General features: G+C 35.8%; 10 protein-coding genes and 3 tRNA genes. 9 read left to right on the top strand and 4 right to left on the bottom strand.

From position 1 onward, the window contains the following. Positions 1-213: 213 nt before the first annotated feature. Together J1C86_RS11600 and J1C86_RS11595 are read right to left on the bottom strand one after the other, a co-directional pair. A complete protein-coding gene (locus J1C86_RS11600) occupies positions 214-975 on the bottom strand; it encodes a ParB/RepB/Spo0J family partition protein (RefSeq protein WP_002920031.1) in 762 nt (253 codons plus the stop codon). Positions 976-1,038: 63 nt separating this feature from the next. Continuing rightward, entirely contained in the window at positions 1,039-2,211 is a 1,173-nt protein-coding gene (locus J1C86_RS11595) for a S1C family serine protease (protein ID WP_004190460.1), read from the bottom strand. Between the two features lie 203 nt (positions 2,212-2,414). On the opposite strand from J1C86_RS11595, the gene rlmH reads away from it, so the two are divergent. The 7 genes from rlmH (at position 2,415) to J1C86_RS11560 (ending at position 5,626) form a co-directional block, all read left to right on the top strand. Next, a complete protein-coding gene (rlmH, locus tag J1C86_RS11590) occupies positions 2,415-2,894 on the top strand; it encodes a 23S rRNA (pseudouridine(1915)-N(3))-methyltransferase RlmH (protein WP_125408294.1) in 480 nt (159 codons plus the stop codon). A 42-nt stretch (positions 2,895-2,936) separates the two neighbouring features. After that, positions 2,937-3,010, top strand: a tRNA-Arg gene (locus tag J1C86_RS11585). Positions 3,011-3,190: 180 nt separating this feature from the next. Then, complete coding sequence (locus J1C86_RS11580) at positions 3,191-3,298, top strand: hypothetical protein (RefSeq protein WP_002894290.1); 108 nt, start codon at positions 3,191-3,193, stop codon at positions 3,296-3,298. Between the two features lie 27 nt (positions 3,299-3,325). Beyond that, positions 3,326-4,660, top strand: a complete 1,335-nt coding sequence (gene comD / locus J1C86_RS11575; protein ID WP_427150804.1) for a competence system sensor histidine kinase ComD — start codon at positions 3,326-3,328, stop codon at positions 4,658-4,660. Between the two features lie 5 nt (positions 4,661-4,665). Further along, complete coding sequence (comE, locus tag J1C86_RS11570) at positions 4,666-5,430, top strand: competence system response regulator transcription factor ComE (RefSeq protein ID WP_125408063.1); 765 nt, start codon at positions 4,666-4,668, stop codon at positions 5,428-5,430. A gap of 45 nt (positions 5,431-5,475) precedes the next feature. Continuing rightward, positions 5,476-5,547 (top strand) — tRNA-Glu (locus J1C86_RS11565). A gap of 5 nt (positions 5,548-5,552) precedes the next feature. Beyond that, positions 5,553-5,626, top strand: a tRNA-Asn gene (locus tag J1C86_RS11560). 88 nt (positions 5,627-5,714) lie between these two features. Here J1C86_RS11560 and J1C86_RS11555 read toward each other — a convergent pair. Together J1C86_RS11555 and J1C86_RS11550 are read right to left on the bottom strand one after the other, a co-directional pair. After that, positions 5,715-8,300 carry a YfhO family protein gene (locus tag J1C86_RS11555; RefSeq protein WP_125408061.1) on the bottom strand — a complete coding sequence of 862 codons (2,586 nt, stop codon included), beginning with the start codon at positions 8,298-8,300 and terminating at the stop codon, positions 5,715-5,717. 75 nt (positions 8,301-8,375) lie between these two features. Next, positions 8,376-9,998 carry an ATP-binding cassette domain-containing protein gene (locus J1C86_RS11550; protein ID WP_125408059.1) on the bottom strand — a complete coding sequence of 541 codons (1,623 nt, stop codon included), beginning with the start codon at positions 9,996-9,998 and terminating at the stop codon, positions 8,376-8,378. A 290-nt stretch (positions 9,999-10,288) separates the two neighbouring features. On the opposite strand from J1C86_RS11550, the gene trpS reads away from it, so the two are divergent. Together trpS and guaB are read left to right on the top strand one after the other, a co-directional pair. Further along, entirely contained in the window at positions 10,289-11,314 is a 1,026-nt protein-coding gene (gene trpS, locus J1C86_RS11545; RefSeq protein ID WP_125408057.1) for a tryptophan--tRNA ligase, read from the top strand. A gap of 204 nt (positions 11,315-11,518) precedes the next feature. Continuing rightward, entirely contained in the window at positions 11,519-13,000 is a 1,482-nt protein-coding gene (gene guaB / locus J1C86_RS11540; protein WP_002910933.1) for an IMP dehydrogenase, read from the top strand. The last annotated feature ends 66 nt before the right edge of the window (positions 13,001-13,066 follow it).

Genomic DNA, 13,066 nt, shown 5'->3' with positions numbered 1-13,066 from the left:
AACTTCCCTCCTTTTCTATAATTTTCTGATTCATACGCATCTTATTTTATCATAAAGGTTCAAAGTTTTCCACAAGAACTGGAAAAGAATTCACATTGTTAGCTGAAGTTATCCACAGAATGTGAATAAAGCTAAAATTTCTTATTTTAATAAGCTTCCTAATTAATTTAACAGTGGATAATTTTGTTATTTTTAAAAAAGAAAATAACAGTTTTATTTAAAACTGTTTATAATTCTTTGATATTCTTCTTCGCTTTCAAAAGGAATAATCAGCTTTCCTTTACTCTGGTTTTTTAACTGAATAGAAACTTCCAGACCGAGAATTTTTTTAATTTTTTCCTCTTCAGATTTAGCAAATAGTTCTTTATTAGGTTTCTTTTTGAGACTCTTTTTTTGCTGAAGAAGCTTTTCGACTGCTCGAACCGATAAATCTTCTCTACATATCTTTTCCAGCCATAGTAACTGTTCCTCTTCTTTCAAGGGAACCAGCAGGCGAGCATGTCCTTGAGAAATCTCTTCTTCCTTTATAGCTTGACGAACTTCTTTGGATAATTGTAAAAGTCTGACAATATTGCTAATATAGGGTCTAGATTTTCCCATGATTTTAGCAATTTCATCATGTGTCAAGCCTTTGTCAATCAAATTTTGATAAGACTCAGCCTCTTCTATAGGATTCAAGTCTTCTCTTTGAAGATTTTCGATAATGGCCTGTTTCAGCATTTCATCATCAGATAATTCTTTGACGACAGATGGGATCGTTTCTAGGCCAAGAAAAGAGGCAGCTCTAAATCTCCGTTCTCCTGCTAAAATTTCATAACCAAAAAGTGAAGATTTCCGAAGAATGATTGGCTGAATGAGACCATTTTCTTTGATTGATGACGCCAATTCTTCAATCTTTTTTTGTGAAAATTGTTTACGAGGCTGATAAGGATTGGTTCGAATGTCTTTAAGTGCAATATATTGAAAGTTTTCCATTTGTATATAGAATAACACACCTTTACGATTGTGTAAAGGTGTGTTGACAATCTTGTAAATAGGTTAATTTGAACTTAGCTCTTTTGTTGATTTAGTGAGTTTGATTTTGACTGTTTGAGATTTACCATCTCGATAATAAGTAATCTCTACCTCATCTCCAATACTATGCTTGTAGAGAGCAGACTGAAGGTCACTAGTGGATTCCACATCTGTGTTATCTACTTTTGTAATGACATCATTTTTTTGAAGCTTGCCATCAGCAGGCATCCCTTGCTGAACAGAGCGAACAAGAATACCTGATTTCACTGAAGAAGGAAGATTTAATTTAGAAAAATCAGAAGTTGTTAGATTAGATAAATCCATCATTTGAATTCCTAAAGCAGGACGTGTGACTGTTCCATTTTTCTCTAGTTGATTGATAATATTTACGACATCATTAGACGGAATCGCAAATCCCATCCCTTCAACAGAGGTTTGCCCATTTGTTGAAATCTTACTTGAAGTAATCCCAATAACTTGTCCTTGGATGTTAATCAACGGGCCGCCAGAGTTACCAGGATTAATTGCAGCATCTGTTTGCAGTGCAGTTGTTGAAATATTTTCACCATTTTCAGATTGTAACGTAACGTTTCTGCCTAAACTAGAAATAATTCCTTGTGTTACAGAGTTAGCATATTCTGTTCCAAGAGGACTTCCGATAGCGATAGCTGTCTCACCAACTGTCAGAGAACCAGAATCTCCAAATTCTGCGACATCAGTTACTTTTTCAGAGCTAATTTTAACGACAGAGATATCTGAATAAACATCTGATCCAACTACTTCACCTGGAACCTTGTTTCCATCAGCTAGCAAGATATCTACATTAGTTGATCCGTTCAGAACGTGGGTGTTGGTTACCAGATAGGCTGATTTTCCGTCTTTTTTATAAATTACACCAGAACCTTCACTGGAGATTTGTGATTCATCGTTGGAAGATTCATCATTGATAACGCTGCTGGAAGATTCAGCATAAGTAATTACTGAAACAACCGCATTTTGAACCTTTTTCACAGCTTCTGAAATGTCTGTAGAGTTTTTATATGAATTAGATACACTAGTTGGTGAATTTCCATTCATTTTTACACGTGAAGTTACTAATGTAGTAACATAATTCCCTAAACTTCCGCCGATAAAACCTACAATTAACACTGCAAAAAGCAATAAAGCCTTTTTGATGGCATTTGAAGAGTTTTTCATGTTTTCCTCCTTGAATTACAATTGATGAAATTATAGTTAGCTAAACTTAATTATAACTTAAATCCTCTAAGTTTTCCACACCTTGTGGAAAACTTAGAAAAACTGTTGATAGGCATTAGAAAATACACAGATTAACCGATTCCCAGATAAATTTTACTTGTTAATAAAGTGTGAAGTATAGATGAATATGATAGAATAAACTTATGAAAATAAAACTTGTAACAGTTGGAAAACTGAAAGAAAAATATTTAAAGGATGGAATTGCTGAATATATGAAGCGTCTCAATCGATTCTGCAAGGTGGAAATGATTGAGCTAGTGGATGAAAAAACACCTGATAAAGCTAGTGATTTAGAAAATCAGCAGATTCTTGAAAAAGAAGGAAATAAAATTCTGGCTAAAATCAATGAGCGTGAATTTGTTATTGTTTTGGCAATTGAAGGAAAGCAATTTCCGTCAGAAAAGTTTAGTCAGCTCATGATGGATACTACAGTGCATGGCTTTTCTGATATCACTTTTGTTATTGGCGGAAGTTTAGGTTTATCTCCTGCAGTAAAAAAACGGGCAAATCTTCTGATGAGTTTTGGCAAATTAACCTTACCTCATCAACTGATGCGCCTTGTTTTAATAGAGCAGATCTATCGAGCTTTTATGATTCAGCAGGGGAGTCCTTATCATAAGTAATCTTGACGGCAACCCTATTTTCTGATAGAATGAGATGGTATTGGTCTCATAGCTCAGCTGGATAGAGCATTCGCCTTCTAAGCGAACGGTCGCAGGTTCGAATCCTGCTGAGATCAGAAATGTAAAAAATGCGAAATATTTTACAATATTTCGTGTTTTTTTCTTCTATTTTTTTGGTATAATGTCATTTTGGGGATAAAAAATGACATTTCAGGGAAAATTGTCACTAACTCTTTCTATTTTTCTATAATGATAAATGTAAGGTGACTTACAAGATAAAAAGATAGGAGATAGTTATGAAAATCTATTCTTTTCAAATTGCTGCAAATAGCAATTCACTTGTTCAAACCTTTTGGGATTTAAGAGGTGTTCCAAATCCATGGGGTTGGATTTTTGGAAGATAAGAATTTTAAAGTTTAGGGGAGAAATTTATGTCACTTGAAATAATTGGATTAATTATTCATCCTTTTATTAATGTAGCTGCATTTTTAGTGATTTTATCAAAAATCACTAAAATTAAGCATACTCGCTTTTTTGTAGCTATTTGCTTTGGTCTTGAGATTATAGTTCCGTTTATAATTGCTTTTTTAGGACACATATTTTCATTTTCTAGCACAATTCCATCATATACACTGTCATTTTTTCTCCCTCTATTTTTAGTTTGGTATTTTTGTAGAGTTGAAAAAATTAAAAAATATCAATCTTTCTTACTTTCCTTCTTTTTATGTCTGTCAATTGATAGTTCTACTACTTTCTTTTCTGTTATTATTTCATCTGTTTTAGGAGATGATTTTGTAGCTCAGTACATGGGCTTGTTTCTGACATGTATCAACTTACTTTCCTTGTTATTTATGGTAAAGGTTATTGATATTTTTGATTTCAGAATAGATTATCTTAAAAGAAGTTTCTTTAAATCTCAGATTCTGATGATTAGTAGTTTATATGCAATGAATTGGCTGATTTTAAATCTCTCTCATTGGATTAGTAATATAAGGCATTTCAACAGTTTTAGCAGTATGATTGCTACTATTTGTTTCTTGGCCTTTCTTTCTACCTTGGTGACGTTCAAGGACAGCCGTGAGAAATACGAAAAAGAAGAGCATTTGCGTCAAAAAGAATCTGAACAGCTTCGACTTCAGGAATATACTGATGAAATTGTGAGATTGTACTATGAAATCAAAGGATTTCGTCATGATTATGCTAGCATGTTGACGAGTATGCAAGTGGCTATTCAAACTGGAGATATCAAGGAAATTGAGCACATTTATCAAGAGGTCTTGGCTGATGCAAATTTGAACCTGCGTTCAGATAAATATACAGTTTTTGATTTGAATAATGTAGGAGATTCAGCTTTAAGGAGTGTCATGACTGAGACAATCTTTCAAGCGCGTGAACATCAGATTCAGCTGACTTTTGAAGTTAAGGATAAAGTGGAACGCCTTCCAATCAAGTTGTTAGATCTTGTGAGAATTGCTAGTATTTTATTAAATAATGCTATTGAGAGTGCCATTGACAGCCTGGAAAAAATTGTCCATGTTTCTCTGGTTCAACTGGATGATAGAACCATTTTTGTTGTTCAAAATTCTCGTAAAGAAGGAAAATTGGATTTGGAAGAACTCTATCAGCCCGAGTTTTCAACTAAAGGAGAAAATAGAGGCTATGGATTGAATAACATCAAGGAAATTTTAGATAGATATGAATTTATAACTCTTGATACACAAATTGAGCCAAACAATTTCACACAGATTTTAACAATTAGGAGATAGAATTTATGAAAGTGTTAGTTTTAGAGGATACCGTATCTCATCAAGTCAGGATGGAAACGACATTAGCAGAAATTGCTGAGGAACTTGGAATTGACATCCAGGTTCAGGTTACAGGAAAAATAAAAGAATTCAAAAAATATATTGAAAATGGAGACGTTAACCAGCTTTATTTTTTGGATATTGACATTAAGGGGGAGGAAACAAAAGGGCTGGAAGTAGCTCAATTTATCCGTCATCATAATCCTTATGCCATTATAGTTTTTGTAACCTCAAAATCTGAATTTGCTACTATGACTTTTAAATATAAAGTATCAGCACTTGATTTTATCGATAAAGATATCAACAATGATGCTTTTAAAAATAGAATCAAAGACAGTATTCTTTACACTAAGAGTACACTAATTGAAAATACCAATATGGTAGATTATTTTGAATATAGTTATCGTGGCAATGATGTTCGAATGCCTTATAACGATATTTTGTATATCGAAACGACAGGGAGCTCTCATAAACTTCGGATTGTCGGTAAAAATTTTCTCAAGGAGTTTTATGGAACGATAACAGATATTCAAGAAAAAGATCAGCAATTTAAACGATTTTTTTCACCACATAAATCTTATCTGGTTAATATTGGCAACATTGTTGATTATGACAAGAAAAATCGAGAAATTATTTTTTACGAAAATCATCGCTGTCCGGTCACTCGTTTAAGAGTGAAATATCTGAAAGATATTTTCGAAAATAAAGGGAAAAGAGTTGACAAAGCTTAAAAACCTGATATAATGGAATATGTTCTGAAAGAGAGCATACCATATGGTCCGTTGGTCAAGGGGTTAAGACACCGCCTTTTCACGGCGGTAACACGGGTTCGAATCCCGTACGGACTATATTATCCGGCATAGCTCAGTTGGTAGTAGCGCATGACTGTTAATCATGATGTCGTAGGTTCGAGTCCTACTGCCGGAGCTAGAGACACTCCTAGTGAGTGTTTTTTTTATTGTTCAAGAAAAGGCCTTCACTAGCATTTTAATGAAGAGCCTTATTTTTTATATATTTACATTCTATGTCGTCTCCTACTTATAAAATTATAGCAAACAAATAAGATTATGCCAGATATGAAGGCAATGCCACCTTCTTTCAGTCCATTAGGAATGAAAGTGAGGACAACTTTTCCTTCTCCTTTTTTCACATCTAATTTCATAAAGCCGTTTTGAGCTCGTTTTAGTGTGACAGGCTTCCCATTAAGAGTGGCTGACCATCCCTTATCATAAGGAATGGTAAAGAATAATGAAGTATCCTTTTCCGCTCTATAGTTTGTTTTTACTGTGTTTAAATCAGTAGTTGTGGAAACGGGCTGCTCTTTTAATTTTTGAATGACATTTTGATATTGCTCAGTATTAACGGCAAAAAATTCTGGCGTATCAAAAGAAACTGTCGAATTGTCTGGGAATGTAAAGCGAATAGATACTGTTTGACTTTGACTGAAATGGCCAGCATTAAAGAAAGGAAAAACATTATTAGTTGTATAACGTTCTGTAAAGTTATTGACAGTAATGTCAACACCTGTCTGATCATCATTACTAAAATCAATCCCAGCGACATTGACATATAGTTGACTGTTAGCAGGTACATTGACAGTATAGACTACGCTAGCAAAGCTTGTATTCTGTTCTCTGTCAACATCCACAGTCACTCTGTTACCAATTTGCTTGACATTTTCATTAGTAGTTATAGCATCTACTTTGTCATAATATTTAAAATCAAAGCCAGTCAATCGATTCAAAAATTCTGTCTGATTATCTAAAGTCAAATTTGTAAACTTGACATCATGGTAAATATCATTGGTCAGAAAAGCTAAACCAAGTGCAGCATCATTTTGGTAGAGAGACATTTCTTTTTCAGTTTTTTCAGGAAGAAAACCAAATTTTTGAGGATCTGTTTCAGATAGATTGTAGCGAACACCAAAAATACTGTCCATTAAAATACTGTTGTTTTGATAACGGAGATTCAGATTTGTTCCTGCTGATTTAAAACCAAGTTTATCTAAAGTGGAACTTGCCTGAGTATTTCTGACAGATGAGAACTGGGAAATTCCATTGTAGTTGAATTTCATACTGTCATTTCCCGTTTGTGGATTCAATCTTTCAGTTCTAAAGAAGTCAATATTTTCCTTTTTGGAATAATTGACAAGCTTGTCAATCTCGTCAAGGTGGCTAGCATAAGATGAACGAGTGGCAAATACCCATTCTTTAGCAATTCCTCCAACTTGATAATAGGAATTAAGCGACAATTCAAAAGTAACAAAGAAAAGCAAGACAGGGAGAATGATTTTTGGTTGAATCGAAGATTTTGCTAAGACAAAGCTAATCAAGAGATAAGCCAGCAGAAATTCTAATGTTAGAATATAATTCTCAGGACCCAAAAAGTCATAATGTTTTCTCTGAATAAACGTCATAATGAATCCGAGGCTGAGCAAAGTGAAACTAATGGCAACATTCATTACTTTCACATCTTTCCAACGATTTAAAGTCTCAGCAGTCATATAGATAACTACCAGAGAAAATAGCCAAGAATAACGGTGAAGAAACATGTTCGGTGCATGCATTCCCTGCCAAAGCAAGTCTAAATATTGAAGATAAAAACTAGCTATAAAAATTGCAATGAGTAAAAAGTAGCAAAGTTTCACGTGAAACTTAACAGATTTTAAGGTGAAAAATAAGATAGCCAGAATCAAGGGGAAGGTTCCGACATAAATCATAGGGATAGAACCATATTTGGTTGTATCAAAACTGCCAATAAAATTTTTAGCAAACACATCTAAGAACCAACTTTTTTCTGTCAACAAGGAAGAAACTTTTGTTAAGGTTTCACCATGAGTACTTATGTCTAGGTAAGTTGGCAGAATCATGATTAGGCTAGTCAGACCTGCTAAAGCAGATACGACTGTAAAGTCAAGTAAACTTTTAATTCTATTTTTGAAATCCCAAGATAATTGAAGAAGGTACCAAAAGACCAAAAAGATTGCCATCATATATCCAAAATAATAATTTTGGATGAAGAGGATTGACAGTGTTGTAAAATATAGTACTCTGCCTTTTCCAGTTATCAACCTATGTAAACCTAGCACAATCAAAGGTGCAAGGATAAACACATCCAACCAGGTTTTAATTTCTAATTGACTGACTGAAAAACTCATTAAAGAAAATGAAGTTGAAAGAGTGATGATGAGTAAAGCTGGAATCTTTTTGAATATTCCTTTGATGCTGATAAAGGTAGAGAGTCCGATTAATCCAAACTTGATTAAGGTAAATAGATAGACGGCATCTGGCATTGATTTCAAATCAAAGAAATAAACAAAGGGAGACAAGAAGCTACCTAAATAATAACTGGATAAAGCATAGAAATTCTGCCCAAGTCCACTGGAGAAAGTATAAAAAATACTATCTGTGCCATGGAGTATATTTCTTAGGTTGGTGTCAAAAATGACATATTGATGAAAACCGTCACCAAGCAAGGGAGAGGTTTCGCTATTCCAGTAAATTCCGTACATCAAGTAGATAAAGAACATGATGAAAAATGGAAGAAAGAAGGCACAAAAATAAGGCCAATTTTTTTTAAAATATTCTTTAATGTGATTCATATTTCTTATATAGAAAGAGGCAGAAACGTTGTTTCATGCCTCTGTAAAGCTTTGTAAACGTAAATTGACAAGGAATTAATCTTTCCAAAGTTCCTTGACTTTTGCCTGAACTTCTTGATTTTCCAAGAATTCATCATAGGTTTCGTCAATGCGGTCAATCACACCATTTTTAGACAGGACAATGATATGGTTGGCCAAGGTTTGAATAAATTCATGGTCATGGCTAGCAAAAATAATGGATCCTTTGAAGTTTTTCAATCCATCATTTAAGCTGGAGATTGATTCCAAATCTAAGTGATTGGTTGGATCGTCCAAGACTAAAACGTTGGATTTAAGCAACATTAACTTAGATAGCATAACCCGAACTTTTTCTCCTCCTGACAAGACATTGACAGACTTGTTAACCTCATCTCCTGAGAAAAGCATGCGCCCAAGGAATCCTCGAAGGAAGGTGTTGTCATCCTCTTCTTTGCTAGCAAATTGACGCAGCCAGTCAAGGATTGATTCGCCACTAGCAAAGTCACGAGAATTATCTTTTGGTAGGTAAGATTGACTGGTTGTGACACCCCACTTGACAGTTCCTTCATACTCAATATCACCCATCAAGGCACGAATCAAAGCTGTTGTTTGGATATCGTTTTGGCCAATTAAAGCTGTTTTATCGCCAGGACGTAAAATGAAGTTAATATTATCAAGAATAGTTTCTCCATCTATCTTGACAGAAAGGTTTTCCACTGTCAAGAGATCATTACCGATTTCACGTTCTGCTTTAAAGCTGATAAATGGGTATTTACGGCTAGATGGAACAATTTCTTCTAACTCAATCTTGTCAAGCATCTTTTTACGAGAAGTTGCTTGTTTTGATTTTGAAGCATTGGCAGAAAAGCGAGCAACAAATTCTTGAAGTTGCTTGATTTTTTCTTCTGCTTTGGCATTTCGGTCAGCTAGAAGCTTAGCCGCTAGTTCGCTTGATTCTTTCCAGAAATCATAGTTTCCAACATAGAGTTTGATTTTTCCAAAGTCAAGGTCGGCCATATGAGTGCAGACTTTATTCAAAAAGTGACGGTCGTGGGATACAACAATAACTGTATTGTCAAAATCGATAAGAAAGTCTTCCAGCCAAGTAATAGACTGAATATCCAAACCGTTAGTTGGCTCGTCCAGAAGTAAGACATCAGGTCTACCAAAAAGGGCTTTGGCTAAGAGTACTTTGACCTTGTCTCCGTTAGAGAGCTCGCTCATATTTTGGTAGTGAAGAACTTCCGGAATATTGAGGTTTTGCAATAATTGAGAGGCTTCACTTTCAGCTTCCCAGCCACCTAGTTCAGCAAACTCACCCTCAAGCTCGGCCGCACGTACACCATCTTCATCAGAAAAATCAGGCTTCATATAAATAGCATCTTTTTCTTTCATGATGTTGTAGAGATGCTCATTTCCCATGATTACAACATCAATAGCCCGTTTTTCTTCATAGTCAAAGTGGTTCTGGCGAAGGACTGAAAGACGTTCATTTGGTCCTAGAGAAATGTGGCCTGTTGTTGGCTCGATATCGCCAGCTAAAATTTTTAAAAAGGTTGATTTTCCAGCGCCGTTAGCTCCAATCAATCCATAAGTATTTCCTTCTGTAAATTTGATGTTGACTTCATCAAACAATTTTCGGTCACTGAAACGCAGTGATACATCTGATACTGTAAGCAATGTCTTTCTCCTATATATATAATCTTCTTCATTTTACTAGAAAACAGAACTTTTTTCAAATAATTCTGAGATAAAAACTAAAAACCTGAGCAAAAAGAAAAAAGGAGAATAGAATGAACTAAGACTTTTAGGTTTTACAGCCAGAATAGTTTGTCAATTAAGTTTACAAATATTGTAAAGGGATGTCAATTAAGCTATAAAAACTGGAATTTTCGCTTTTTTCTAGAAACTTCTTTCTCATTTTCATTGAAAATGATATAATGAACTCATTATAAATTGAGGAGTAATAAATGACTAAACCAATTATTTTAACAGGAGATCGTCCGACAGGAAAATTGCATATTGGTCATTATGTAGGAAGTTTACGGAACCGCGTGCTTTTGCAGGATCAGAGTAAATATGAGATGTTCGTATTTTTGGCTGATCAGCAAGCTTTGACAGATCATGCAAAGGATCCTCAGAAAATTGTTGAGTCTATTGGTAATGTAGCTTTAGATTATCTAGCAGCTGGATTGGATCCTAAAAAAGTAACTATTTTTATTCAAAGTCAGATTCCTGAGTTGGCAGAGTTGTCAATGTATTATATGAATTTGGTGTCATTGGCTCGTCTTGAACGCAATCCTACTGTCAAGACAGAAATTGCGCAAAAAGGATTTGGGGAAAGTTTACCGACTGGATTTTTAGTTTATCCAATTTCTCAAGCAGCGGATATTACTGCTTTTAAAGCTAATTATGTACCAGTAGGACATGATCAAAAGCCTATGATTGAGCAGACTCGGGAGATTGTTCGATCCTTTAACAATGCTTATCAGACAGATGTTTTGGTAGAACCGGAAGGGATTTATCCTGAAAATGAAGCAGCTGGACGTTTGCCTGGATTGGATGGCAATGCTAAGATGTCTAAATCTCTTAATAACGGTATTTATCTGGCAGATGATATGGATATTCTGCAAAAGAAAGTTATGAGCATGTATACAGATCCTAATCATATCAGAGTTGAAGATCCTGGAAAAGTTGAGGGAAATATGGTCTTTCATTATCTGGATGTTTTTGGTCGCCCCGAAGATGCTGCTGATATTGCTGCAATGAAAGAGCATTATCAAAGAGGTGGTCTGGGAGATGTCAAAACCAAACGCTATCTGTTAGAAATTTTAGAGCGAGAGTTAGGTCCGATTCGTGAGCGTCGTGTGGAGTTTGCTAAAGATATGGATCAGGTCTATCAGATGCTGCAAGAAGGATGCGACAAGGCACGTCAAACTGCCGCTCAGACTCTTTCAGAAGTGAAGTCTGCGATGGGGATTAATTATTTTAAATAACGAATATTATTGATTATAAATCACAAAAACTATCGTTTTTAGTTTAAAAAATGATGGTTTTTATTTTTTGTGTAATAATGATTGACAATTTCCTATAGAATGGTATGATATTAACAACAAAAATACCAACTCTTATTCAAAGAAAATTGAAGTTCAAGTTTCTTTGGGTATTAGTTTAATAAAAAGGAAAAGAGGAAACTGTGGATGTCTAACTGGGACACTAAATTTTTGAAAAAAGGTTTTACCTTTGATGATGTGCTGCTGATTCCAGCTGAAAGCCATGTACTGCCCAACGATGCTGATTTGAGCACCAAGCTTGCTGAGAATTTGACCTTGAATATCCCAATCATTACTGCCGCTATGGACACTGTTACAGAGAGTCAGATGGCTATCGCTATTGCCCGTGCCGGCGGTCTTGGAGTTATCCACAAAAATATGTCTATTGAGCAACAGGCCGATGAAGTTCGAAAGGTTAAACGTTCTGAGAATGGCGTTATTATTGATCCTTTTTTCCTAACGCCAGAGCATACGATTGCTGAAGCAGATGAACTGATGGGACGTTATCGTATCAGTGGTGTTCCTGTTGTAGAAACTCTTGAAAATCGTAAGTTAGTAGGGATTCTAACTAATCGTGATTTGCGTTTTATTTCTGACTATGATCAACCTATTTCTCGTCATATGACCAGTGAGAATCTTGTAACGGCGCCTGTTGGAACAGATTTGGGAACTGCAGAGCGCATTTTGCAGGAGCACCGGATTGAAAAGTTGCCTTTGGTTGACGATAAGGGATGTCTTTCAGGTTTGATTACCATTAAAGATATTGAAAAGGTTATTGAGTTTCCAAATGCTGCTAAAGATGAGTTTGGCCGTCTCTTGGTAGCTGGTGCTGTCGGTGTTACTTCAGATACTTTTGAACGTGCGGAAGCTCTCTTTGAAGCTGGTGCAGATGCGATTGTTATTGATACTGCTCATGGCCACTCAGCTGGGGTTTTGCGCAAGATTGCTGAGATTCGTGCTCATTTCCCTGATCGCACCTTGATTGCTGGAAATATTGCAACTGCTGAAGGTGCACGCGCTCTTTATGAAGCAGGTGTGGATGTTGTTAAGGTCGGAATTGGCCCAGGTTCTATCTGTACAACCCGTGTCATTGCTGGTGTTGGCGTTCCCCAAGTAACTGCTATTTATGATGCGGCTGCTGTGGCACGTGAATATGGAAAAACCATCATTGCTGATGGTGGAATTAAGTATTCTGGAGATATTGTCAAGGCCTTGGCTGCAGGCGGAAATGCTGTTATGTTAGGTTCAATGTTTGCAGGAACAGACGAAGCGCCAGGCGAGACGGAAATCTTCCAAGGTCGGAAATTTAAGACTTATCGTGGTATGGGCTCTATTGCCGCTATGAAGAAGGGCTCTAGTGACCGTTACTTCCAAGGGTCTGTTAATGAAGCTAATAAGCTAGTTCCAGAAGGAATTGAAGGCCGTGTGGCGTACAAGGGAGCTGCTGCAGATATTGTCTTCCAGATGCTGGGTGGTATCCGCTCTGGAATGGGCTATGTTGGTGCTGCAAATCTGCAAGAACTTCACGATAATGCTCAGTTTATTGAGATGAGTGGCGCTGGATTAAAGGAAAGCCACCCTCATGATGTACAAATCACAAATGAAGCCCCTAACTATTCAGTTCAATAAAAAAAATAAAACGAGGTCGGGAATTTTTCCTAACCTCGTTTTAAATTTACGATTTAAATTGATATA

Source organism: Streptococcus sanguinis (assembly GCF_050220005.1).
Lineage (GTDB): Bacteria > Bacillota > Bacilli > Lactobacillales > Streptococcaceae > Streptococcus > Streptococcus sanguinis_Z.
This window is presented reverse-complemented; position numbering and strand designations above follow the sequence as displayed.